The organism is Dactylosporangium sp. NPDC049140 (assembly GCF_040648435.1).
Map to the genome: position 1 here is coordinate 70,755 of NZ_JBEZDS010000046.1, position 23,627 is coordinate 94,381.

General features: G+C 73.8%; 23 protein-coding genes. 9 read left to right on the top strand and 14 right to left on the bottom strand.

The features are described from left to right. Window positions 1-19: 19 nt before the first annotated feature. Entirely contained in the window at window positions 20-1,267 is a 1,248-nt protein-coding gene (locus tag AB0B76_RS45840) for an MFS transporter (protein ID WP_360388307.1), read from the bottom strand. Between the two features lie 120 nt (window positions 1,268-1,387). On the opposite strand from AB0B76_RS45840, the gene AB0B76_RS45845 reads away from it, so the two are divergent. Continuing rightward, window positions 1,388-2,053 carry a hypothetical protein gene (locus AB0B76_RS45845; protein WP_360388310.1) on the top strand — a complete coding sequence of 222 codons (666 nt, stop codon included), beginning with the start codon at window positions 1,388-1,390 and terminating at the stop codon, window positions 2,051-2,053. Between the two features lie 932 nt (window positions 2,054-2,985). Here AB0B76_RS45845 and AB0B76_RS45850 read toward each other — a convergent pair. Then, window positions 2,986-5,013, bottom strand: a complete 2,028-nt coding sequence (locus AB0B76_RS45850) for a prolyl oligopeptidase family serine peptidase (protein ID WP_360388313.1) — start codon at window positions 5,011-5,013, stop codon at window positions 2,986-2,988. A 4-nt stretch (window positions 5,014-5,017) separates the two neighbouring features. Continuing rightward, complete coding sequence (locus AB0B76_RS45855; RefSeq protein ID WP_360388315.1) at window positions 5,018-5,317, bottom strand: hypothetical protein; 300 nt, start codon at window positions 5,315-5,317, stop codon at window positions 5,018-5,020. Between the two features lie 445 nt (window positions 5,318-5,762). Between AB0B76_RS45855 and AB0B76_RS45860 the strand changes: the two genes are divergently transcribed. Next, window positions 5,763-6,356 carry a TetR family transcriptional regulator gene (locus AB0B76_RS45860; RefSeq protein WP_360388318.1) on the top strand — a complete coding sequence of 198 codons (594 nt, stop codon included), beginning with the start codon at window positions 5,763-5,765 and terminating at the stop codon, window positions 6,354-6,356. A 298-nt stretch (window positions 6,357-6,654) separates the two neighbouring features. Further along, entirely contained in the window at window positions 6,655-7,413 is a 759-nt protein-coding gene (locus tag AB0B76_RS45865; RefSeq protein ID WP_360388321.1) for an alpha/beta fold hydrolase, read from the top strand. 251 nt (window positions 7,414-7,664) lie between these two features. Here AB0B76_RS45865 and AB0B76_RS45870 read toward each other — a convergent pair whose 3' ends face one another. Then, entirely contained in the window at window positions 7,665-8,606 is a 942-nt protein-coding gene (locus AB0B76_RS45870; protein ID WP_360388324.1) for a winged helix-turn-helix domain-containing protein, read from the bottom strand. Between the two features lie 55 nt (window positions 8,607-8,661). Between AB0B76_RS45870 and AB0B76_RS45875 the strand changes: the two genes are divergently transcribed. Beyond that, window positions 8,662-9,642, top strand: coding sequence for an aldo/keto reductase (locus tag AB0B76_RS45875; RefSeq protein WP_360388327.1), 981 nt, complete (start codon window positions 8,662-8,664; stop codon window positions 9,640-9,642). 166 nt (window positions 9,643-9,808) lie between these two features. Here AB0B76_RS45875 and AB0B76_RS45880 read toward each other — a convergent pair whose 3' ends face one another. From AB0B76_RS45880 to AB0B76_RS45890, 3 genes are read right to left on the bottom strand one after another with little or no spacing between them, the layout of a single operon-like run. After that, window positions 9,809-10,627, bottom strand: a complete 819-nt coding sequence (locus AB0B76_RS45880; protein WP_360388330.1) for a serine hydrolase domain-containing protein — start codon at window positions 10,625-10,627, stop codon at window positions 9,809-9,811. 10 nt (window positions 10,628-10,637) lie between these two features. After that, entirely contained in the window at window positions 10,638-12,263 is a 1,626-nt protein-coding gene (locus tag AB0B76_RS45885; RefSeq protein ID WP_360388332.1) for a glycosyl hydrolase family 18 protein, read from the bottom strand. A 40-nt stretch (window positions 12,264-12,303) separates the two neighbouring features. Next, on the bottom strand, window positions 12,304-12,837 hold the full coding sequence (locus AB0B76_RS45890) for a helix-turn-helix domain-containing protein (protein ID WP_360388335.1): 534 nt from the start codon (window positions 12,835-12,837) through the stop codon (window positions 12,304-12,306). Between the two features lie 82 nt (window positions 12,838-12,919). Between AB0B76_RS45890 and AB0B76_RS45895 the strand changes: the two genes are divergently transcribed. Continuing rightward, window positions 12,920-13,771 carry an SDR family NAD(P)-dependent oxidoreductase gene (locus AB0B76_RS45895; RefSeq protein ID WP_360388338.1) on the top strand — a complete coding sequence of 284 codons (852 nt, stop codon included), beginning with the start codon at window positions 12,920-12,922 and terminating at the stop codon, window positions 13,769-13,771. 36 nt (window positions 13,772-13,807) lie between these two features. On the opposite strand, the gene AB0B76_RS45900 is transcribed toward AB0B76_RS45895, so the two are convergent. Continuing rightward, window positions 13,808-15,331: a pyridoxal-dependent decarboxylase gene (locus AB0B76_RS45900; RefSeq protein ID WP_360388341.1), complete on the bottom strand. Its 1,524-nt coding sequence runs from the start codon at window positions 15,329-15,331 to the stop codon at window positions 13,808-13,810. A gap of 30 nt (window positions 15,332-15,361) precedes the next feature. Between AB0B76_RS45900 and AB0B76_RS45905 the strand changes: the two genes are divergently transcribed. After that, a complete protein-coding gene (locus AB0B76_RS45905) occupies window positions 15,362-16,102 on the top strand; it encodes a metallophosphoesterase family protein (protein WP_360388344.1) in 741 nt (246 codons plus the stop codon). Window positions 16,103-16,108: 6 nt separating this feature from the next. On the opposite strand, the gene AB0B76_RS45910 is transcribed toward AB0B76_RS45905, so the two are convergent. From AB0B76_RS45910 to AB0B76_RS45920, 3 genes are read right to left on the bottom strand one after another with little or no spacing between them, the layout of a single operon-like run. Beyond that, window positions 16,109-17,089, bottom strand: coding sequence for a BadF/BadG/BcrA/BcrD ATPase family protein (locus AB0B76_RS45910; RefSeq protein WP_360388347.1), 981 nt, complete (start codon window positions 17,087-17,089; stop codon window positions 16,109-16,111). Further along, complete coding sequence (locus AB0B76_RS45915; protein WP_360388349.1) at window positions 17,086-18,339, bottom strand: 6-phospho-beta-glucosidase; 1,254 nt, start codon at window positions 18,337-18,339, stop codon at window positions 17,086-17,088. The genes AB0B76_RS45910 and AB0B76_RS45915 overlap by 4 nt, the downstream gene beginning before the upstream one ends. Before the next feature lie 59 nt (window positions 18,340-18,398). Then, window positions 18,399-18,779 carry a DUF1992 domain-containing protein gene (locus AB0B76_RS45920; protein WP_360388352.1) on the bottom strand — a complete coding sequence of 127 codons (381 nt, stop codon included), beginning with the start codon at window positions 18,777-18,779 and terminating at the stop codon, window positions 18,399-18,401. Window positions 18,780-18,814: 35 nt separating this feature from the next. On the opposite strand from AB0B76_RS45920, the gene AB0B76_RS45925 reads away from it, so the two are divergent. Beyond that, window positions 18,815-19,390: a DedA family protein gene (locus tag AB0B76_RS45925; RefSeq protein WP_360388355.1), complete on the top strand. Its 576-nt coding sequence runs from the start codon at window positions 18,815-18,817 to the stop codon at window positions 19,388-19,390. Window positions 19,391-19,444: 54 nt separating this feature from the next. Beyond that, on the top strand, window positions 19,445-19,759 hold the full coding sequence (locus tag AB0B76_RS45930) for a hypothetical protein (RefSeq protein WP_360388358.1): 315 nt from the start codon (window positions 19,445-19,447) through the stop codon (window positions 19,757-19,759). 97 nt (window positions 19,760-19,856) lie between these two features. Here AB0B76_RS45930 and AB0B76_RS45935 read toward each other — a convergent pair whose 3' ends face one another. Further along, on the bottom strand, window positions 19,857-20,681 hold the full coding sequence (locus AB0B76_RS45935) for a PhzF family phenazine biosynthesis isomerase (RefSeq protein WP_360388360.1): 825 nt from the start codon (window positions 20,679-20,681) through the stop codon (window positions 19,857-19,859). A gap of 92 nt (window positions 20,682-20,773) precedes the next feature. Next, on the bottom strand, window positions 20,774-21,199 hold the full coding sequence (locus AB0B76_RS45940) for a hypothetical protein (protein ID WP_360388363.1): 426 nt from the start codon (window positions 21,197-21,199) through the stop codon (window positions 20,774-20,776). Window positions 21,200-21,461: 262 nt separating this feature from the next. Between AB0B76_RS45940 and AB0B76_RS45945 the strand changes: the two genes are divergently transcribed. Continuing rightward, window positions 21,462-22,367: an aminoglycoside phosphotransferase family protein gene (locus AB0B76_RS45945; RefSeq protein ID WP_360388366.1), complete on the top strand. Its 906-nt coding sequence runs from the start codon at window positions 21,462-21,464 to the stop codon at window positions 22,365-22,367. A gap of 160 nt (window positions 22,368-22,527) precedes the next feature. On the opposite strand, the gene AB0B76_RS45950 is transcribed toward AB0B76_RS45945, so the two are convergent. Continuing rightward, window positions 22,528-23,397 carry a dihydrodipicolinate synthase family protein gene (locus AB0B76_RS45950; protein WP_360388369.1) on the bottom strand — a complete coding sequence of 290 codons (870 nt, stop codon included), beginning with the start codon at window positions 23,395-23,397 and terminating at the stop codon, window positions 22,528-22,530. Between the last annotated feature and the right edge of the window lie 230 nt (window positions 23,398-23,627).

Below are 23,627 nucleotides of genomic sequence, written 5' to 3' on the forward strand. Positions count from 1 at the left end.
CGCGGCGGCGCGTCGAGCTTTACGCCGTGGCCAGGGCCACGTCCTCGGCCGCGATCCGCCGGCGTGTCGTACGGCGGTACCGGTAGACCTGGACGGCGCCGACGGTCCACAGCAGGTACTGCACCGCGAACGCCCACCGGAACGCGCCAAGCGACGGGTGCTCGGCCCCGGGCGCGGTCTGCACGTCCAGCAGCACCCCGATCGCGACGATGAGCACGATCGACGCCGCGAAGCTGCCCACGTTCACGATCCCGGTCGCCCCGCCGATGCGGTCGGCCGGGTTGAACGAGCGCGCGTAGTCGAAGCCGATCATCGAGCCGGGCCCGTTGATCGTCAGCACAAGCACGAGCACGGTCAGCAGCCACAGCGGCGCCCGCCCCGGCCACACCAGCACCGCGGTCCAGGCCAGCGCGGACGAGCCGACGATCGCCAGCACGAGGGTCGAGCGGTGGTACGGCAGCCGCCCGCAGAAGTGCCCGACCACCGGCCCGAGCACGATGCCGCCGACGGTGAGCAGGGACAGCAGCAGCGCCGCGACGCCCGGGTCCAGGCCCTCGCCCTGGGTCAGGAACGGGTACCCCCACAGCAGCGCGAACACCGAACCCGAGAACCCGGTCACGAAGTGCGTCCACAGCCCCAGCCGCGTGCCCGGGTGCTCCCACGAATGCTTCAGCCCCAGCTCGCGCCGCGGCGCCTCCCGCTCCTCGGCGCGCACGGGCTGGTCCCGCAGCGCGGTCACGACCAGCAGCACGGCCGCGGCCCCGAGCCCGGCCGCGCCGAGGAACGTCGCCGTCCAGCCGGCGTGGTGCAGCAGGAGCACCAGCGGTACCGCCGAGGAAAGCGCCCCCAGCTGGCCGACCATGCCGGTCAGCTGCACCATCAGCGGGTTGCGGCGCGGCGGGAACCACATCGCCACGATCCGCAGCACACTGATGAAGGTCATCGCGTCACCGATGCCGATGAGCACCCGCGCCGCGATGGCCGTGCCGATGTCCCCGGCGAAGGCGAAGACGAGCTGCCCGGCGAGCATGAGCGCACCGCCGGCGGCGAGCAGGCGGCGGGAGCCGAACCGGTCCAGCAGCACGCCGACCGGGATCTGCATGCCCGCGTACACCGCCAGCTGGGCCACGGAGAGCATGGACAGCAGCGCGGTCCCGACGCCGAGACGCTGGGCGGCCTCGACCCCGGCGACGCCGAGCGAGGAGCGGTGGAAGACGGCAACGATGTACGCGAGGAGCCCGACGCTCCACATGAGGTAGCGGCGCATAGCGCTGTTGACGCTATCGGTCCGCGGACGGAATCCGGGGTGACTGTGACGGCCCTCAACTGTGGGTTTGCAGACACCGCCTACGCTGTCGGGGTCTGCTTTGCCGTTTTGAGGACAGTCATGACCGAACTGACCGCCCTGACCGAGCGACCGATCGCGTGGGAGCACTCGGGCGACGGCGAGTTCCCGTACCACGCCGAGGTCGACGGCCGCACCCTGACCGTGCGGGTCAACGACTTCCCGGCGGAGCCGGTCTACACCCTCATCGTCGACGGCGCCGAGCTCGCCGACCTCGACGACTGGCCGCGGTCGTGGCGGCGGCCGCCGGTACCGAACCATCTGCTCGATCTGGTGGCCCGCCCCGTGACCACGGACCTGCTGGGCACGTGGGCCCGCCGCATCTGCGGCGTGACGACGGAGCACGCGGCGGAGGTGGCGGCGCTGCTGGGCCTGCCCGCCCCGACCCAGGACGACCGGGGCCGCCTCTTCGTCCAGCCGAGCCCGCCGGGCACCGCGTGGCTGCAGCTGTTCATGAACGACCGGGCGGGCCTGGCCACGGTGGAGATGCGCTTCGCGACGCCGTCGCTGACGCGTGCGGACCTGGACTCCTGCTTCGGCCGCAGCGCGAACCTGCCGCGCGTCCACTGGGACTCCCCGCACGTGACGGCGCATCGCGTGACGACGCCGGACGCGCCGTTGTCGTGCACGCTGTTCGCGTACTTCCACGAGGACCCGACCCCGTCCTCGAGCGCCTTCAAAATCTCCTTGCGCCGTGACCATCACTGAACGCGGTCGCGGGTGGCACGCAGCGCATCGGGGGCCAAGGTCGATTAGGCGGCGGGGCGTAAAATTAGGTTTGAATTGATGGGCCGCCCGACCGACTCGTATGGCGTTCCGCACCTCCTGTCTTGATCGCCATCGACGGACCTCGCCGTCTTTCGGGGCCGCGCGGGCGTCGGGCTGGTTGGACGCTCGGCATCGGTTGGATTTGCGCTCGTGGATTGTCTTGGATGTGCGGGCGGGGTCGGAGCCGTTCGCGGTGGAGTGATGGATCGCCGGTGATCGCCACACCGGATGCGGTGGTGTCGAGTCGCCTGTTGCGCGGAGGACGGCGCTGGATCACCTGCGGCGCGGGGGTGCGGCGGGGCCGGGTGGCCCGGGTTCGGGTTGCGCGCGGTGCCGGGGTGGTGCCGGGTCGCCTGCGGCGCGGGGGTGCGGCGGGGCCGGGTCGCCCGGGTTCGGGTTGCGCGCGGTGCCGGGGGTGGCGCTGGATCACCCGCGGCGCGGGCCCGGTGGTGCCGGGTCACCTGCGGCGGCGGGGCGCGGTGGTGCCGGGTCACCCGCGGTGCGGGGCGCGGTGGTGCCGGGTCACCCGTGGCGGCGGGCGTGGTGGTGGTGGGTCACCCGCGGCGCGGGGGGCGGTGGTGCCGGGTCACCCGTGGCGGCGGGCGTGGTGGTGCCGGGTCGGCCGCCGTGCTCGGGACGGCGCTCGCTGGGGGTCACCCGCGCGGCGTGCGATCCGGAGCTGTGGAATCAGCCGGTGTGACGTCGGACGGTGCGAGGTCATCCGCGCCGCAGGACGTGGCGGCGACGGATCACCCGGCGCGCACGACCCGGCCAGCCTCGTCCTGGCGCACCTTTTGCGACTTGGGTGCGCTGGCGAAGATTTTGAGGGGGTTTGGGTGGAGCGAAGCTCCCCCAACGCGAGCGGCAGCGGGCTAAATATTCAATTTGCGCCACAGGAACTCGAAGGCCAAGGACCATTTGAAGGCCATTTGCGAGTTGTCCGCTGCGCCGCCGTGGCCGCCCTCTATGTTTTCGTAGTACGTGACGTCCTTTGCGCGGTCTCGTAGCAGGGCCACCATTTTGCGCGCGTGGCCCGGGTGTACGCGGTCGTCTCGGGTTGACGTCGTGATCAGGGTGGGCGGGTACGGCACTGCGTCGCGTACGTTGTGGTACGGGGAGAACAGTGACAAATATGCCCAATCGTCAGCATTGTCCGGGTCGCCGTACTCGGCCATCCAGGACGCGCCGGCCAGGAGCAGGTGGTAGCGGCGCATGTCCAGCAGGGGGACCGCGCACACGATCGCGCCGAACAGCTCCGGGTACCGGGTCAGCATCACGCCCATGAGCAGGCCGCCGTTCGAGCCGCCCTCGGCGCCCAGCTGGGCCCGCGTGGTGATGCCCCGCTCGACCAGGTCCGTCGCCACCGCGGCGAAGTCCTCGTAGGCCCGCGGGCGCTGCTCGCGCAGGGCGGCCCGGTGCCAGGCCGGGCCGTACTCGCCGCCGCCGCGGATGTTCGCCACCACGTAGGTGCCGCCTCGGGCCAGCCAGCCGCGGCCGATGATCGCGTTGTACGCCGGGACGCGCGACACCTCGAAGCCGCCGTAGCCGGACAGCAGTGTGGGGCCGGGGCCGGCGTCGGGGCGGCCGACCACGAAGTACGGGACCTGGGTGCCGTCGGCCGACGTGGCGAAGTACTGCCGGGTCTCGATGCCCTCGGCCGCGAAGTGCGCCGGGCCCTGCTTGAGGATCGTGGGGGCCTGGGCCGAGCCGAGCACGCCGTGGCGCAGGGTCGGCGGGAGGGTGAAGCCCGAGGACAGCAGCAGGTACTGCTCGTCGGCGTCCGCGTTGGTCTGCCACACGTCGGTCTGGCCGAGGTCGTGGCCCAGGACGGAGCGCTGCCACCGGCCGCCGTCGAAGGTCAGCAGCTCCAGGCGGCTGCGCACGTCGGCCAGCAGTACCAGGATCAGGCCCGTCCGCGTCCACTCGGCGTAGCTCAGCGACGTGTGCGGGTCGGGGCTGAACAGCGGCGTCAGGGTGCGCTCGCCGGCGAGGTAGGCGTCGAGGCGCGCCACCAGCAGCGTGCCCGCCGGCTGCGTCGCGCCCGCGACCGACCAGTCGGTGCGCACCCGCACGAGCAGCCACTCGCGGTGGATGTCGACCCCGGAGTCCTGCGGCACGTCCAGCTCGGTGAGCTCGCCGTCGATCAGGAGGTACCGCCGCGCGTTGAAAAAATCCGTCGCCTGGCGGATGAGCGCCCGGCGCCCGTCGACCGACGGGTCGGAGGTGGCCCGGACCGACACGTCGTCGGGGGAGCCCTCGAACACCACCGGGGCGTCGCCGACGGGCGTGCCGCGCCGCCACGCGCGCACCTGGCGCGGATAGCCCGATGACGTCATGGATCCGGGACCGGTGTCGGTACCGACGAACAGCGCGTCGGCGTCGATCCAGCTCACGCTGCTCTTCGCCTCGGGCAGCTCGAAGCCGTCCTTGACGAACTCCAGCGAGTCGAGGTCGAACTCGCGCACCACTGACGCGTCGGCGCCGCCGCGCGACAGGGCGACCAGGCAGCGGTGCTCGCCGGCGAGCGGGCCGGTGCGCAGGTAGGTGGCGCCCTGCCAGACCCAGTTCTCGCCCTCGGCCTCGGCCAGCGCGTCCAGGTCGAGCACCGTCTGCCAGTCCGGGCGGTCGGTGCGGTACGACTCGAGGGTGGTGCGCCGCCACAGGCCCCGCTTGTTGGTGGCGTCCTTCCACAGGTTGTACACGCGCTCGCCGTGCCAGGCGATCATCGGGATGCGGTCGTCGGCGTCGAGCACCGCACGGATGCCCGCGTCGAGCTCGGTGAAGCGCTCACCGCCGGTCAGTGCGGCGACGGTCTCGGCGTTGCGCTGCCGTACCCAGGCCAGCGCCTCCGCGCCCTCGACGTCCTCGAGCCACAGGTACACATCGTCGTCGTCCGGCATCCGATCAGTCTGACCGAACCACCACCGGTTCGCCCACCCGTTCCCGCGCCCGGAGGTTCTCGGCGAACGCGCTCGCCGGCACGGCCCTGCCCCACAGCCAGCCCTGCGCGAGGGGTACCTTCAGCGCCGCCAGTACGTCGCGCTGGGCGGTGGCGCCGAGGAACATGAACGACGGCTGGCGGATCGCGGTGGTGAACGCCAGGTTCACCCCGAGCATGACGATGACGACGTCGAGCAGCGGGTACTGCCCGGCCAGCACGCCCACGAGCGGCGGCCGGCCCGGGATCGCGGTCGCGGGCAGCACGAACGTGGCGATTGATGCCCCACCGGCTCAGGAACGTGGCCATGCCGGCGATCAGGCAGGCGAACCCGCACACGGAGAAGGCGTCGCCGAGCTGCGCGAGCGGGTACGGCCGGTCGGTCAGCAGGGCCCGGACGATGACGCCGACGAGGAAGAGCAGCGCGGCCGCGGTGAGCAGGCGCCAGGGCCGGCGGGGGCGCAGGTCGTGCAAGGCGCGGGCCGAGCGCCCAGGCCAGCGCGGACAGCCCGCCGACGAGCGGGAACGCCAGCCCGGGCAGGACATCGAAGGCCCGCAGCGCGGTGGCCGCGAACCCGATCCCGGGCAGGCCGATCCACAGCCGGTCCCGCACCATGAGTCTTTGATCGGCGGTACCGGCGCGAAGTTGAGCTTAATTTTTGCGCGTCACGAAACCTTGCGGGTCACGCACTTTTTGCTACGCTGGGGGACATGGAACCGGGCGGCCTGCGCGAGCGCAAGAAGCAGGCGACGCGGCAGGCGCTGGCGCTGGCCGCGCTGCGCCTGAGCGTGGAGCGGGGCTTCGACGGCGTGCTCGTGGAGGACATCGCCGCCGAGGTCGGGGTGTCGCCGCGCACCTTCAACAACTACTTCTCGTCCAAGGCCGAGGCGATCTGTGCCCTGGCCGTGGACCGGGCCCACCGGGCCGGGACGGCGCTGCGGGCCCGGCCGCCGGGCGAGCCGCTGCGCGCGGCGATCGAGGCGACGATGGTGGCCGAGTTCGCGGGCGGGGCGGTGCCGGAGCACGTGCCGGACCGCGTCTGGTTCGCCGGGCTGCGGATGGTGCTCGCGACTCCGGCGATGCAGGGCGAGTACCTGCGGGTGCGGGCGGCGATGCAGGAGGCGCTGTCGACGGCGATCGCGGACCGGCTCGGGCTGCCGCCGGCATCGCTGCTGCCGGAGGTGGTGGGCGGCGCGGTGGCGGCCGCGTGCGATGCGGCGACGCATCGCTGGCTGCACGCGGATCCGCCGGTGCCCTTGCCGCCGCTGGTGGAGGAGGCCCTGCGCCACCTCGCGGAGTACTGATTCGCGGGGTTTTCCACGAAAAGTCGGGCGCTCCGCGCCGCGACTTTTCGGACTTATGCCCTGTCAGGCGAAAAATGCGAAAAGTCCGATCACGAAGTGTCGGACTTTTCGTTCAGCGGTTCTGCACGAGGTCGGGCCGATCCGCACAGGTCCGATCCAGGCTCGTGCTCGGCGTGTCCTGCGAGGGTTTGGCGGCTTCGCCGCGCCCGCTGTTCGGCGGTCCTACGGAAGGTTCGGCGGGCCGGCGGAAGTGTCGGGCGAATATCTGTTCAACGATCCTACGATCCAGGAGGACGGCATGACTCTGCACGTCGAGGTATCCGGGAGCGGACCGGCGCTCCTGCTCATCCCGGGCGGCGCCGGGGACGCGGCCACGTTCGGGCGGCTCGGGCCGGAGCTGTGCGGGGAGCGGACGATCGTGGCGTACGACCGGCGGGGGTTCAGCCGCAGCGGCGCACCGGCCCGCGAGCGGCGCTTCGAGGTCGACGTCGACGACGCCGCCCGGCTCATCGAGATGCACGGCGGAGGGCGGGCCGACGTGTTCGGCAGCAGCTCCGGGGCGATCGTCGCGCTGGGGCTGGCCGAGCGGTTCCCGGGCAGGGTGCGGCGGGTCGTCGCGCACGAGCCGCCGCTGACCGCGATGGTCGACGACGAGGCCGGGCTGCGGGCCGGGTTCGACGACGTCGTCGCGGTGTTCCGGCGGTCGGGGGCCGAGGCCGGGATGCGCCGGTTCGGGGAGGTCACCGGGCTCGGGTACCGGGAGCCGCCGCGGGCCGCGTTGCCGCCCGCGGCGACCGAGGTGCTGGACCGGATCGCCGGCAACGTGCCGTTCTGGATGGAGGAGGAGCTGCGGCAGTACACCGCGATCGTCCCCGGCCCCGTCGCCGCCGGCGTGGTGGTGGCCGCCGGCGAGGCGGGAGAGCCTTTCCCGGCCCGGGCGGCCCGCGGGCTGGCCGCCCGGCTGGGGACGGCGGCGGTGGTGTTCCCGGGCGGCCACGACGGCTATGCCGAGCGGCCGGCCGAGTTCGCCGCCCGGCTCCTGGAGGTCCTGGCCTAGTTTCCTAGGATGCAAAAGAGGGCGTGAGCTCGCTGGCAGTGCGGCAGCGAGGACGAGGATCGCCGGCCGGACCGGGCCTACCGCAACCGCGCCGGCCGGGGTGAACAGCGCCCGGACGGGCGCCGCCGTGCGTGAGCTGCCACACCGTCGGCCGTCGCGGTCAGGGAAGGGGTCAGGGCGACCGTCCAGAGGCGGGCGGCAGTCCGCGCCAAGGACCAGAGGCGGGCCGCCGGAGTCGCCCGGCCGCGCCGTCAGCCCAGGGTCGACAAGCGTTCGCCCAGGTCGGTGTGGCGGTAGTTCAGGCGGCGGCCCGCCCGCGCGGCCACGATCAGGCCCGCGTCCCGCAGCGCCGTCAGGTGGTGGGACGCCGTCGCCGGGGCCAGGCCCAGGCGCTCGGCCACGTCGCCGGTGCTCGCGGGCTCGGTCAGCAGGGTCAGCACCGCGGCGCGCGTCGAGCCCAGCAGGGCGGCCAGCGGCTCCGGGGGTGCCGCCGGGGCCGCGAACAGGGCGCCCAGCGCGCGCGGCGGGTACCACAGGGCGCGGCCCGCGGCCGAGTCCATGATCCAGGCCTTGGCGCCGGTGAAGGCGGTCGGGAGCAGGAAGAGGGGGTGGCCGTCCAGGCTCCAGGGCGGGTACGCGGTGTCCTTGAGGTAGTCCAGCTGCAGCGCGTCGGCGTTCCAGCGCATGCGCGGGTGCAGGTTCTCCAGCAGGCGGTGCGGGCCGGGGAAGGCGGCGGTGGTCATGCGGTGGGCGATCTCGTTGTCGGCGGTCGCGCGCAGGCGGGGCCACAGGTCGGCGAGGGCCAGCCGGAAGTACCGCCGGATCTGGGTGATCAGCGGGGGCAGGAGGGCCGCGGGGTCGTCGAACGGGATGCCGCAGCCGGTGAGCTCGGCGGCTACGCGTTCGGGGTCGGTGGTGGCGATGGCCTCGAGCTCGGATTCGAGGGTGGGGCGGGCGGTGCGCGGTACCGGCGTCAGGAAGTCGGGGATGCCGCCCGCGGGTGCGGCGACGACGCGCCAGAAGACGTCGAGGTCGTCGGTTCTGGTGCCCAGGCGGCTGCGCCAGCGGCTGTACGGCCAGGAGCCGTCGCGCACGGCGAGCGCGCTGGTCACGACCTCGGCCATCGGGGAGTGGGCGAAGCGCAGCCGGGTCAGGTCGTCGGGGGTGAGCTCGAGGCGCTTCACGTTGTCCATTCGAGCACGGTCGAACGGCTTCGGCCCAGGGTGGCGGCGGTCATAGCGTCGTGGCATGCGGTACACGAACCTGGGGCGCTCGGGACTGAAGGTGTCGCGGCTGGGCCTCGGCACCATGAACTTCGGCTGGCAGCTGGGCGAGGACGACAGCCACGCGATCCTCGACCGGGCGTTGGCCGAGGGCATCAACTTCGTCGACACGGCGGACATGTACGGGGCGCGTGACTACGAGGGGACCTCCGAGGCCTACATCGGCTCGTGGTTCGCGCGGACGGGGCGGCGCGACGAGGTGGTGCTGGCGACGAAGGTGTACCAGCCGATGGGCGACGGCCCCAACGACCGGGGGTTGTCGGCGCGGCACATCGTGGCGGCGTGTGAGGCGTCGCTGCGGCGGCTGGGCACGGATCGCATCGACCTGTACCAGATGCACCACGTCGACCGGGGTACGCCGTGGGAGGAGATCTGGCAGGCGATGGACGTGCTGGTCGCGCAGGGGAAGGTGTTGTACGTCGGCAGCTCGAACTTCGCGGGCTGGCATCTGGCGGGCGCGCAGGCGGCGGCGATCCGGCGGCATTCGCTGGGGCTGGTGTCGGAGCAGCTGAAGTACAGCCTGCTGACGCGGCATGTGGAGCTGGAGGTGGTGCCGGCGGCGCAGGCGCTGGGGATCGGGCTGCTGCCGTGGTCGCCGCTGGCGCAGGGGGTGCTGTCGGGGGCGCTGCGCAAGCACCGGGAGGGGGTGGCGGGGCGCACGACGAGCCACGCGGCGGCGCGGGTGCTGGAGCACCGGGAGCTGCTGGAGCGGTACGAGGGGCTGTGTGACGAGCTGGGGCTGCACCCGGCGGTGGTGGCGCTGGCGTGGCTGCTGGGGCGGCCGGGGGTGACGGCGCCGATCGTCGGGCCGCGTACGCCGGACCAGCTGGACCTGGCGCTGGTGGCGTTGGAGACGACACTCGGCGATGACGCTGAGTTGCGGCTGAACGAGCTCTTCCCGCCGGTCGGCAACGGGGGACCAGGGCCGGAGGCTTGGGCCTGGTAGTTGTCGTGCGTTTGTTTTCGCAGCTCACCAGGGGTAAGACGGGGCTTTGGAAATCCGGCCGGGCGAACGGCGCAATTTCGTGGTCAGGCCGTGACTTTCCGTGGTGGGCAAGGGCCTGAAGGAGCTCAACGTGGCCGGGTCGGCGGCGCTGGGTACGCCGTAAGTGCTAGGGGCGTGGTCCGGCGCCGTGCTCGGCGAGCACGGCGTCGGACAGGACGGGCCAGACCTCGGCGGCCCAGGTGTCGAAGTTGCGGTCGGTGAGGCAGGCGAGGGCGAGGTTCGCGGCGGGGTCGACCCACAGGAACGTGCCGGTCTTGCCGAAGTGCCCGAAGGTGCGGTCGGAGTTGTCGGCGCCGGTCCAGTGCGGTGACTTGTGGTCGCGCAGTTCGAAGCCGAGGCCCCAGTCGTTGGGGTCCTGGCGGCCGAAGCCGGGCAGAACACCGGTGACGCCGGGGTACTGCACGGTGACCGCCTCGGGCATGAGGTCGGCGGCGAGGGTCGGGTCGAGCAGTTCCTGGCCGAGCAGGGCGAGGTCGGACACGGGGCCGACGGCGCCGGCGGCGGGGGAGCCTTCGAGGCGGGTGCCGCCCATGCCGAGCGGCCGGAGCACGGATTCGGTCATGAGCTCGGCGAAGGTGCCGCCGGTGCGGGTGAGGACGAAGTCGGCGAGCAGTTCGAAGCCGCGGTTGGAGTAGATGCGTTTGCGGCCGGGCGGGGCGAGGATCTGGTGTTCGTCGAAGGCGACGCCGGAGGTGTGGGCGAGCAGGTGGCGGACGGTGGCGCCCTCGGGGCCGGCGGGCTCGTCGAGCAGGACGTCGCCGCGGTCGACGGCGACGAGGACGGTGAGGGCGGTGAGCAGTTTCGTCACCGATGCCCAGGGCAGGGCGGTGTCCGGGCCGTGGCGGTCGCGGATCCCTTCGGGGTCCACGACCGCCACGGCGGCGGTCGGTACGGGCCAGCTGGTCACCAGGTCGAGTGCGCTCACCCGTTGCAAACTACGGCAAAGCGTTGAGGAACGGGCGCTGGGCGTTCTGGAACTCCCAGTTGTAGTACCGGTCCCAGTTGATCGACCAGGTCATGAGGCCGCGGAACGCGGGTGAGGGGCCGCCGCGCAGGGTGTAGCCGCCGCAGCCGGTGCCGGAGACGAGGCAGGTGACGGCGGCCTGGACGACGGCGGGGGCGACGTAGCCGTTGCCGGCGCTGACGGCGGCGGGTACGCCGATGCCGATCTGGTCGGGGCGCAGGCCGGGGAAGGTCTGGCCGGTGTTGGCGACGGGGAAGCCGGCCTTGAGCATGTCGGTCATGGCGATGTGGAAGTCGGCCCCGCCCATCTGGTGGTACTGGTTGTCGAGGCCCCAGATCGGGCCGGAGTTGTAGTCCTGGACGTGCAGGATGGTCAGGAAGTCCCGCACGGCGTGGATGACGGGCAGGTAGGAGCCGGCGCGGTTGTCGCCGGCGCTGGTGCCGCCGTAGAACTGGTAGCCGAGCTGCACGAAGAACGTCTCGGGGGCCATGGTGAGCACGAACTTGGTGCCGTACTTGGCTTTGAGGGACTTGAGGGCGCTGATGAGGTTGACCACGACGGGGGTGGTCGGGTTGCGGAAGTCGCTGTCGCCGGCGTTGAGGTAGAGGGAGTGGCCCTCGAAGTCGATGTCGAGGCCGTCGAGGCCCCACCGGTCGATGATGGCGCTGACGGAGCTGACGAACGTGTCGCGGGCGGCGGTGCTGGTCAGCTGGACCTGGCCGTTCTGGCCGCCGATGGAGATGAGGACCTTCTTGCCCTGGGCCTGTTTGGCCTTGATGGCGGCGAGGAACTCGGCGTCGGATTCGACGCCTGCGCATTCGGCGGCGGAGCAGCGGTTGAAGCGGATGTCGCCGGAGGTGACGCTTGTCGGTTCGCCGAAGGCGAGGTCGATGACGTCCCAGGCGGCGGGGATGTCGGCCATGCGGATGTAGCCGGAGCCGTTGGCGAAGCTGGCGTGGTCGTAGCCGATGAGGGCGTGCTTGGGCAGGCCGGTGACCGGGGTGGTCGGGCTCGTGGTCGGGCTGGTGGACGGGCTCCGGCTCGGGCTGGGGCTGGGGCTCGCCGACGGGCTCTTCGACGGCGACGACGAGGTGGGCGGCGTCGTCGTCGGCGGGGTGCCGGGGCCGTCGAGGGCGATGTCGTCGGCGTTGTAGGCGCCGGTGCCGTACCAGCCGTGCAGGTACACCTGGATCGAGGTCTGGCCGGCGGTCGTGGTGAACGGGACGGTGAGCTTGGTGTAGGCGGTGGCCGCGGGCGTCCACGTGGAGGCCCCGCCGGTCACGCCGATGTAGACGTAGCTGCCGCGGACCCAGCCGGAGAGGGTGTAGGCGGTGTTCGGCTGGACGGTGACGGTCTGGGTGCACTGGGCGGTGTCGGACGTGGTGGCGTTGCCGTTGAGGGCGTACGTGCCGGTGTGCACGGGTGTGGTGACCGCGGCGGAGCCGGAGCCGGTGCAGGACCAGCCTGACAGGTTGCCGCTCTCGAAGCCGGGGTTGGACAGCAGGTTGGCCGCGTACGCGTTGGTGGCCACGAACAGTCCCGTGACCAGCAGGGTGGCGGCGCCGAGGATGAGCGCGGCGCGCTTCGTCGGCTTCATGGGCGACCTCCATCGACGGTGGTCGCCATTATTAGGTTTGTTAACTGTTCATGTCCAGCGTTCTTAACCCGGCCTTCATCATCGCGACCATCCGGGCCCGGGCCTGCGGGTCGGGGCCGGCCTGCTCCCGGGCGACGCAGCCGACGACGAGGGCCTTGACGTCGGCGAGGGTGACGTCGGCCCGGACCGTTCCGGCCCGCTGGGCGGCGTGCAGCAGTGCCGTCTCGGCCCCGTCGAGGTCGAGGCCGGTGCGGGCGGCCGCGGCGCCGACGTCGAACCCGGCCCCGGCGAGGGCCTCGGCGAGCCCGCGGTGCTCGGCGGCGACGGTGACGAGGTGCTCGAGGTAGGCGAGCAGGTCCAGCTGCCCGGCCCGGGCGACGAGGGCCTCGACCTGTTCCAGGACGATCGCCTCGTACAGCGCCTCCTTGGTCGGGAAGTGCCGGCTCACCGTGCCGGTGCCGACGCCGGCCCGGCGGGCGATCTCGGCCACCGGCACCGACAGCCCCTCGGCCGCGAACACCGCCTTGGCCGTGTCGAGCACCTTGCGCCGGTTGCGTACGCCGTCGGCCCGCATGGTCGCCTCCAGTTGTAAACGGGATGGACGTCCCGTATATTCGGCAACCGGGACTTCCATCCCGATTCTAGGGGGCGGCGGCATGTGGAGCATCGACGACATCGGCGAGCAGACCGGGCGGGTCGCGCTCGTGACCGGCGCGCGCGGCGGCATCGGGCTGGAGGTGGCGCGGGCGCTGGCCGGGCGCGGGGCCACGGTGGTGACGCCGGGCCGGGCCGAGCTCGACCTGGGCGACCTCGCCTCGGTGCGGGCGTTCGCCGGCGGCTTCCCGCACGAGCGGCTCGACCTGCTCGTCAACAACGCCGGGGTGATGATCCCGCCGTTCGGGCTGACCGCGGACGGCTTCGAGACCCAGATCGGCGTCAACCACCTCGGGCACTTCGCCCTCACCGGCCTGCTGCTGGACCGGCTCCTGGCGACGCCCGGGTCGCGGGTGGTGACGGTGAGCAGCAACGGCCACAAGCGCGGCGCGATCGACCTCGCCGACCTGCACTTCGCCCGCCGCCGGTACGTGCCGATGACCGGCTACGCCCAGTCGAAGCTCGCCAACCTGCTCTTCGCCGCCGGGCTGCAGCGGCGCCTGGCCGCGGCCGGCGCGCCGGTGCGGTCCCTCGCCGCGCACCCGGGCGCGGCCCGCACCGGGCTCATGCGGCACAGCCCGCTGCACTTCCGCATCGTGGTGCACCGGCGCACGAAGTGGCTGTTCTCCTGGCTGATCCAGGACCCGCTCCCGGCGGCGCTGCCGATCCTGCGCGCGGCCACCGACCCGGATCCCGCCATGTACTACGGGCCGGGCGGCTGGGGCGAGTTCACCGGCCGGCCCGTGCCCGTGCGCCCGGCCCCGGCGGTCTCGGACCCGGCCGCGCAGGACGCGCTGTGGGCCGAGTCCGAGCGCCTGACCGGCGTCGTGTTCCCTACGCCGCCGTGCCGGTAGAGCACAGTGGCCATGACGTTCGTACTCCTCACCCGGTCAGCGCGCCTCACCTGCCTGATCGGCACGTCCGGCCCGGTCCGGAGCCCCGTCGGCGGCCAGGCCGGCCCGGACCTGCGCCACCAGCGCGTCGGCGTCCCCGGCCGTGGCCCGCGGGTTGACCACGCACGCCCGCAGCGCGAACACGCCGTCCACCGTCGTGCCGGCCAGGAACGCGCCCCCGCCGAGCTGGACCGCGCGCAGCACCCGCCGGTTCAGCTCGTCCAGCTCCTCCCCGCCGGGGCCGCCGGGCGGCCGGCACCGGAAGCAGACCACGCTCAGCCCCCGGGCCAGCAGCTGCAGCTCCGGCGCCGCGGCCACGGCGGCGGCGATCCGGTCGGCGACGGCGAGGTCGTGCTCGATCAGCTCCCGGTAGCCGCGCACCCCCAGATGCTTGAGCAGCATCCAGACCTTCAGCGCCCGGAACGGCCGGGTCTGCTCGAACCCGTACTCGCTGAACCACACCGGCCCGCCGACCCCCGCCGGGTCGTCGTCGGTGCGCAGGTACGGCGGCACGAGACTGAACGCGTCCCGGGCCGGCGCCCCGTCGCGGAACAGCACCAGCCCCGCGTCCACCGGCGCGTACAGCCACTTGTGCGGGTCCAGGGCCACGCTGTCGGCCCGCCCGAGCGCGGCCCGCACCGCCGCGAACCGCGGCAGCAGCAGCACCGCCGGCCCGCCGTAGGCGGCGTCGACGTGCAGCCACACCCCGAACCCGGCGCACACGTCCGCGATCGCCGCGAGGTCGTCGACCGCCCCGGTGTTGACCGTCCCCGCGCTGGCCAGCACCGCCACCGGGACGTGCCCGGCCCGCACGTCCGCGGCGATCGCGTCGCGCAGCGCGGGCACCCGGATGCGGTGCCCGTCGTCGGACCCGACCACCCGCACGTTGCCGGACCCGATCCCGAGCAGCTCGGCGGCCTTGCGCGCCGACCCGTGCCCCTCGGCCCCCTGGTACACCACGAACCGCGCCGCCGCCGGCCCGCCGGCCCCGGCCTGCACGCCGTCCTCGCGCACCGGCCGCCCGGCCCGCAGCGCCGCCCGGTGCCGGGCCACAGCCAGGCCCGTCAGCGTCGCCGCCGACCCGCCCGACACCAGCAGCCCGTGCGCCGTCCCCGGCAGCCCGGCGAGCTCCGCGAACCACCGCACCACCTGCCGCTCCACGTGCACCGCGGCGTGGTTGCCGCCGGCCACGCTGGGGTTCATGGCCGCCGCGAGCAGCTCGGCGAACACCCCGAGGGGGTGCGGCGGCGGGTTGACCCAGCCGTAGAAGCGGGGATGGCCGTTGCCGAACGGCCACGGCTCCACCCGCGCGGCGAACTCGCCGAGGACCGCATCGACCGGGGCCCCGTCCTGCGGTACCGCCTCCGTCTCGAACCCCCGCACCACCGTGCGCGGCACGGGCCGGAACACCGGCTCGTCCCGCAGGCCGGTCAGGTGCTCCACCACGAGGTCGACGACCTGGTGCCCGACCGTGCGCAGCTCCTCGGCCGTCCACTCGAACCGTGACTCGCCGCCGTTCATGACCGGCTCCCTACTGGCTAGGTTGGAACGATGAGAGTGGCCGTACTCGCCGATGTCCACGCCAACCTGCCCGCGCTCGATGCGGTGCTCCACGACGTCGAGGCGCACGGCGCCGACCGGATCGTGCTGCTCGGCGACATCGCCGGCGGCCCGCTGCCGGCCGAGACCCTCGACCGCCTCGCCGCCCTCGGCGAGCGGGCCGTGTGGGTCCACGGCAACGGCGAACGCGAGCTCGTCGACGCGTTCGACGGCAAGCCCGGCAAGGACCGTAACGCGGCCGACGCCGCCGTGTGCGCCGCCCTGATCGGGCAGCGCCACCGCGACCGCCTGGCCGGGCTGCCGATGACGGTCACGCTCGACGTCGACGGCCTCGGCCCGGTGCTGTTCTGCCACGCGACGCCGCGCCGCGACGACGAGTTCGTCCTCGTCGACTCGCCGATCGCGCGGTGGCGGGCGGTCCTGGACGGGGTCGGGGAGGGGCTCGTCGTGTGCGGGCACACCCACATGCCGTTCGACCGGCTCGCCGGCGGGCGGCGGGTGGTGAACCCGGGCAGCGTCGGCATGAACTACGGGCCGGCCGGGGCGTACTGGGCGCTGCTCGGCGACGGCGGCGTGCAGCTGCGCCGCACCGCGTACGACGCGCGGGCGGCGGCCGCGCGGATCGAAGCCGGCCCGCACCCGCAGGCGGCCTGGTGGGCCGAGCAGTACGTGACGAAGCCGTACGGCGACGCCGACGCCCTCGAGGCCTTCACCGAGCTCGCCCGGGACTGAAGGTTGCTACAGGGCCGCGCGCACGGCGGACTCCAGCGCGGGCGGGCAGGCGCCGCCGTGCAGGTGGTCCAGGGCCAGCAGCGCCGCGCCCGCCACCGGCGGCGAGGACAGCACGGTCACCGTGGCGCCGGGGGACAGGGCGTGCAGGCGGGCCAGCAGGTCGTCGTGCAGCATGGGCCGGCGGGCCGTCAGCACGCCGCCGCCCAGCACGATGGTGTACGGCTCGCGGAGCAGGCCCAGCCGGGTGGCCGAGACCCGGACCAGGGACTCGATCTCGTCGGCCAGGCGCCGCACGACCCGCGAGGCCAGGTCGTCGCCCGCGGCGGCCACCTCGAACACCACCTCGCAGAGCTCCTCCAGGCGGGCGGCCGGCAGCTCGCCCAGGTGCAGGGCGACCGCCACCGCCTCCACCGTCGGGCGGCCGAAGTGGGCGCGGACCGCCGGCTCCAGGGCGGTCGCCGGGCCGCGGCCGTCCTCGGCGCGCACGGCGTGGTACAGGGCCAGGGCGGCCAGGTGGTGCCCGCCGCCCCAGTCGCCGGAGAGCTGGCCCAGGGCCGGGAAGCGGGAGGTGGCGCCGTCGGCGCGGCGGCCCGCGGCGTTGATGCCCGCGCCGCAGACGACACCGACCGCGTCGGGGGTGGCCGAGCCGGCCCGCAGCAGCGCGAACAGGTCGTTGTCGACGGTCGTCGTCGCGGCCAGGGCCAGCGCCGACACCCCGGCGTTGAGGCGGTCGACCTCGACCGGGAGGTCGGCGCCGGCGGTGTAGACGGCCAGGTGGGAGAGCTCGATCGCGGCCGGCAGGGCGGCCTCGGCCCGGGCCTGGGCGACAAGCGCCGACAGCCCGGCCAGGGCGCCGTCGAAGGTCAGCACGTGCGGGGAGATCGTCGGGCCGGTCACCCGGGACAGGACGCGGCCGTCGGAGTCGCCGACGACGACGTCGGTCTTGGAGTTGCCGCCGTCCGCCGCGGCGTAGAGGCGGGCGGTCATGCCGGCCGTCGTGCGAGCCACGGCAGGTGGGCGCGGTTCGCGGCCAGCAGGTCGCCGGTGAGGCGCTCGGCCTTGTCGTGCTGGCCGACCAGCGGGTGGGCCAGCAGCGCCCGGTACACGCGGTCGCGCCCGCCGTGCACCGCGGCCGCGACGGCCAGCTCCTCGTACGCCGAGACGCCGGCCACCAGGCCCGCCAGCGCCGGGTCCAGCGGGGGCGCCGGGACCGGGACGGCGCCCGCCGCGCCGACGCGGCAGGTCGCCTCGATGACGGCGTCGTCGGACAGGTTCGGCAGGAAGCCGCGGTTGCGCACGTTCACCGCGTGGTGGGCGCCGTCGTCGTGGTGCAGGGACGCGATCAGGCCCACCGCCGCCTCCGAGTAGAAGGCGCCGCCGCGCTGGCCCAGCAGGTCGGGCTTCACGGACAGGGCCGGGTCGGCGTACAGGCCCAGCAGCTCCCGCTCGATCTCGGCCACCCGCTCGCCCCGCGTCGGCTCGGTGCGCTCCTGCGCGACGACCTCGTCGTGGCAGTAGAAGTACCGCAGGTAGTACGACGGCACGCAGCCCAGGGCGCGCACCACCGCGGCCGGGATCTGCACGCCCGCGGCGATCTCGTCCAGCGACGCGTCCAGCAGGCCCGGGAGGCGGTCGACGCCGTCGACGTACGCGGCGCGCTCCCACGTCAGGTGGTTCAGGCCCACGTGGTCCAGGGTCACCGCCGACGGGTCCACGCCCAGGGCCGCGGCCCAGCGGCGCTGGAAGCCGATCGCCACGTTGCACAGGCCGGCCGCGCGGTGGCCGTCGTCGAGCAGGGCGCGGGTCACGATGCCGACCGGGTTGGTGAAGTTCACGATCCAGGCGCCCGGGTCGGCGCGGCGGGCGATGTCCAGGACCACGGGCACCGTGCGCAGGGCCTTCGCGAAGCCGCCGGCACCCGTGGTCTCCTGCCCGACGCAGTCGCAGGCCAGCGGGAACGTCTCGTCGCTGATGCGCGCCTGCTGCCCGCCCACGCGCAGCTGGATGACCACCGTCGCCGCGCCGGCCAGGGCGTCGTCCACATCGGACGTCCAGCGCAGCGTGGCCCGGGAGCCGTGGGCCTGCAGGATGCGCCGCGCGAACGCGCCGACGACGGCGAGGCGCTCGGCCGCCGGGTCGAGCAGCACGATCTCGGAGGCGAACGGGGCCAGGCGGGCGAAGCCGTCGACGAGCTCCGGGGTGTACGTGGACCCGCCACCCACAACGGCGATCTTCACGAGCCAGCCCTCCAGTCCTACTAATAGGAAGACTAACTAACCGTCTCGGCGGACCAATGTCAACGTCGCTCGCGCCACTGGGCGACGACGGCGTCGGCGTCCAGCGGGCGCAGCAGGGTCGGCGGGCCCTCGATCAGGCCGCGCCGGGCGCGCTCGATGCGCGCGTTGAGGTCGGCGACCGCCCGCCGCAGCGACTCCTCGGTGCGGAACCGCCCCAGCTCCCCGGGCAGGTCCTCGACCTCGCGGCGCAGGCGCAGCGTCGGCGGGATGCCGCCGGGCAGGCTCTCGCGGCGGGCCAGGTCCTTGACCCACCAGTCCTCGTCGTAGAGCTCGCCGTGGTCGGGCAGCGGCCGGCCCGCGCCGGGCAGGTCGTCGAACTCGCCGCGCTCCTGCGCCTCGCGGATCTGCCGGTCGATGTGCGATTCATACCAGCTGGCCATTGCCCCCGAGTGTACCCGTGGCAGGATCTTGATCGATGGAGCAGTTCGAGCGGTACGGGTACCCGGCGCTGGCGATCCTGGTGTTGCTCGAGGGCGTGGGCATCCCGACGCCGGCCGTCACCGCCGTGGTCGCCCTGTCCGCCGCCGCGGCCGCGCACGGGTCGGGCAACCTGACCGCGGTCGCCCTGGTCACCTTCCTGGCCGCGGTCGCCGGCGACAACCTCGGCTACCTGCTCGGCCGGCGCGCCGGGCGGCCCGCGGTACTGCGCTTCGGCCGGCGCGTGCGGCTGACCGAGGAGCGCCTCGAGCGGGCCGAGCGCTTCATCGCCACGCGCGGCCGCAACATCATCGTGGTCGCGCGGTTCATCGACGGGCTGCGCCAGACCAACGGCATCATCGCCGGCGCCACCGCGCTGCCCTGGCGCCAGTACGCCCCGCGGGACGCGGCCGGCGGTCTGCTGTGGACGGTGCTGTGGGTCGGCGTCGGGGCCGTGGCGGGCGACAACATCGAGCAGCTGCGGCGGTACCAGGCGTGGATCCTCGGCGCCGCCGGGCTGGTCGCGCTCGGGATCCTGCTGCGGTACCTGTACCGCCGCCGCCGGCATTCATAAGTCCTGGATTCAACTACGTTACGTCACCAGAGCTCCACCACCATCCAGACGCCCGTGAACATCTGCGGCAACTCGATCGCGATCATCGGCTTCGCCAGCGCGGACTGCGACGGCGGCGCAGTGGCCTACAACGGCAGCAGCGGCTCGTACAGCGGCGCGGGCAGCAGCAACGGGTGCGGCAACAGCTACCACCGCCACCGCCACCACAAGAACACGAACGGCAGCGCCAACGCGGCCGGCTACGACGACCGCGGCGGCATCGGCATCGGCAACCAGTCGTCGTTCACGTTCCAGGTCCCGATCAACGTGTCCTGCAACTCGGTCGCCCTCGTCGGGTTCGCCTCGAGCTGCCTGAACCGCCTGACGTAGCGGGGCACCGCCTGCCCCGCCGACGTGGAGCGTTGACCGCGATGCCCGGGGGAAGCAGCCCCTTCCCGCGGTACATCGGTCAACGCTCTCGGCATGTTCAGGCGATCGCGACGGCGCGGCCGGTGATGCGCACCCCCGACGCCGGGTCGGCGTCGAGCTCCACGAGCAGCCGGCTCGGGCGGCCCATGTCGTCGCCCTGGTGCACCGTCAACGCCGCCGGCACCGCGACCAGGCCGAGCTCGCGCAGGTAGCCGCCGAACGCCCCGGCCGCCGCCCCCGTCGCCGGGTCCTCGTAGACCCCGCCGGGTGGGAACGGGTTGCGGGCGTGGAACACCGTCGCCGACTCCCGCCACACCACATCGACCGTCGTCCAACCCTGCTCGGCCATGAGCGCGGCCAGCGCCGGCTCGTCGTAGCCGAGCCCGGCCAGCCGCTCGCGGCGGCGCAGGGCCACGACCGGATGCCAGGCACCGGCGAACGCGGCCCGCAGCGGCAGCTCCGGGTCGAGATCCTCCACGGTGTACCGCAACGCCTCCAGCAGCCGCGCCCCGACCTCGGACGGGATCGCGCGGGTCGCCGGGGCCACCGTGCGCAGGGTGGCGCGGCCGTCGCCGGTGTCGACCGCGATCTCACCCACGGGCGCGGCGAGCCGGATCGGTCCCGGCCCGAACCGCTCGGCGTAGGCGACCGCGGACGCGATCGTCGCGTGGCCGCAGAACGGCACCTCGGCCCGCGGGCTGAAGTACCGCACGGCCGCGGCCCGCTCCCCGGCGGGCGTCAGGAACGCGGTCTCGGAGTAGCCGACCTCGGCCGCGATGCGCTGCATCTGCGCGTCGTCGAGGCCGGTGGCGTCGAGCACGACCCCGGCCGGGTTGCCGCCGGACGGGACATCGGTGAAGGCGGCGTACCGCAGGATCTCCATGCCTGCACCGTAGGCCGGGGGCGACCCGGTCGCGGATGCCAATCGGCCGGCGGTGGCATGACGCCCCCGCCGGCCGATGGATCGTACGAGCCCTACTTGTCGGCCACGCCGAGCTGGCCCTCGCCGCCCCCCGAGTGGAGCTCGGTGCCCTCGGCGAACGCGCCGTCGAAGCGCTGCTGCAGCGCGTCGAGCTCGCCGAACTCGGCCTGGTGCGAGTCCTGGGAGCCCTCGGCCGCGAACACGTGGTCGTCGACCGACGCGTCGTGCGAGTAGTTGGTGAAGTCGTCCGACTCGGCGTGCACGACGCCCGGCTGGTCGAACTCCTCGTGGTGGCCCTGCGCGAAGTCCGTGGCCTCCTGCGCGTGGTGGTCGTTCTCGTACACGCCGAACTGGCTGTGCGCGTCGGCCTCCGAGCCGTGGGCCTGGTGCAGCTGGTCGAGGGCGTCGTGCTCCTGACCCGCCTCATAGTGGCCGAAGTCGACGTCGCTCCCGCCGTCGTAGCCGGTGTCGTCGCTCATGGAGATTTCCCCCTCGTTGCTGTCAGACTGCGATACGACCGACGTTACGGACTGTCGCACGTTCCGGAATCCCCCGAACGTGCCACGGGTCACATCCTGTCAGCCGTCCGGCGGGGGGACAGTCGGCCTCACGTGCTGGTATGCATGTCCGGCAGTCTCCGGGCCGGTGCCGGCCGGACGAACACACCGTGTGCGCCAGGTGACGGCCCGCCGCGCCCGAAACGCGTTCGCCGCCCCGGCCGGGCTCTGCGAGGATCGGCCCATGGTGCAGGCATCGGGGGTACGCATCGGCTGGGACGACCTGCCCGGCGGCGTCCGCGCGGCCGTCGAGGACCTCCTCGGCGAGCCCGTCGCGGCGGCCGTGTCGCAGGCCGGCGGCTTCTCACCCGGCACCGCCGACCGGGTCGTCACCCCGAGCGGGCGCCGCGCCTTCGTCAAGGCCGTCGGCACCCCGCTCAACCCCGACAGCCCGGCCATGCACCGCGCCGAGGCCCGGGCCGTCGCCGCGCTCCCGCCGGGCCTGCCGATGCCCGCGCTGCTGGGCGTCCACGACGACGGCGACTGGGTCGCCCTCGTCTTCGCCGACGTCGACGGCCGCCACCCGCACACCCCGTGGCGGGCCGACGAGGCCGAGGCCGTCCTCGTGGCGCTGCGGGCGCTGGCGGTACCGGTGCGGGGCCTGCCGAGCCTGCAGGCGGAGACGACCGAGGACTTCGCCGGGTGGCGCAACCTCGCCGCCGACCCGACCCCCGCCCTCGACCCGTGGGCCGCCGCGCGCCTCGACGAGCTCGCCGCCCTCGCCGAACACGGCCACCGGGCCCTCGCCGGCGACGCCCTCGTGCACGGCGACCTGCGCGCCGACAACCTGCTCATCCGCCCCGACGGCGGCGTGGTCGTCGTCGACTGGCCGTTCGCCTGCGCCGGGCCGCCCTGGTTCGACGCGCTCAGCCTCGTGCTCAACGTCCGGCTCTTCGGCGGGCACCTGCCCGACGACGTCATCGACGGCGACCCGGACGACATCACCGGGTGCGTGGCCGGGCTGGCCGGCATGTTCGCCGACCGCGCCCGCCGCCCCGACCCGCCCGGCCTGCCCACGCTGCGCAAGTTCCAGCAGGACCAGGCCGACGTGCTGCTGCTCTGGCTGCGCGAACGGCTCGAGGCGGCCTAGCCGCTGCTTCTCGGGAGCGCGCCGTTCGGCTGCTTTTCGGGAGCGCGCCGCTCGGTCACGGCCCTGAGGTTCGGCACGCGGGGGTGACCCTTGACCGCCGGCCTCGTCACGCTCCGCGCCCGCACCCGTCGAGCAACCGGCTTTCTCGGACAGCCTCTTCTCAGGCGGCCTCGACGCCGTGTAGCTGGTTCAGGGCCCGCTCCCGGGCTCCGGCCGTTGCCGGCAGCAGCGGGAGGCGTACCGCCGGCGTCGGGATGCGGCCCTGCGCGTGCAGGACGGCCTTCACCACCGCGGGATTGGGCTCCGCGAACAACGCCTCCGACAGGGCCGCGAGCCGCCCGCCCAGCGCCCGGGCCGCCACCACGTCCCCCTTGCCCCAGGCGTCGTAGAGGTCCACGAACCGCGCCGTGGCCACGTGCGCCGAAGCCAGGATGCCGCCCCGGCCCCCCAACGCCAGCAGCGGCGAGATCACCGCGTCGTCCCCGCCGAGCACCGCGAAGCCCGGCGGCGCGGCGGCCAGCAGGGCCACGGTGGCGGGGGAGACCGCACCGTCGGACAGCTTCATACCGACCACGTTGGGAATCGCCGCCAGCTCCAGCAGGGCCGCCGTCGACAGAGCCTGACCAGTCCGGTACGGCACGTGATAGACCACGACGGGCCCCACCGCCGCGGCGGCAACGGCCCGGAAATGCGCAACGACACCGGCCTCGCCGGGCCGCGTGAACGGCGGAACCACGACCATCGCCGCCGTACCCGCCGGCAGGCCCGCCACCTCCGCCACACAGCCCGCGGTCGAGCCGCCCCCGACGCCGACCAGCACGGGGGCGCCGGTCGCCGCACACGCCTCGACGACGGCCGCCCGCTCCTGCGGCGACAGCGTCGCGGGCTCACCCGTGGTTCCCAGCGCCACGAGGCCGGCGGCGCCGTCCGCGAGTACCGCCTCCGCCAGCCCGCGCAGGGCCTTCACATCGACGGCGCCGTCGGCCGCGAAGGGGGTCACCAGCGGTACAAAAATTCCCGAGAGGTCCATGGCTCCAGCGTCGGCCGCGGAAAGCACAAGAACCAGTTCATGTTTCCGTCGGCGAGCGTAAGCTGAGCTGATGCTCGACGTGCGGCACTTCCGAGACTCGGCCCAGCACGGCCCGCTCGCGGCCGCGCGCCGTTTCACGCCGCGGGCCCAGCACGGCACCCTCGCCGCCGCGCGCCCTTGCACGCCGCGGGCCCAGCACGGCACCCTCGCCGCCGCGCGCCCTTGCACGC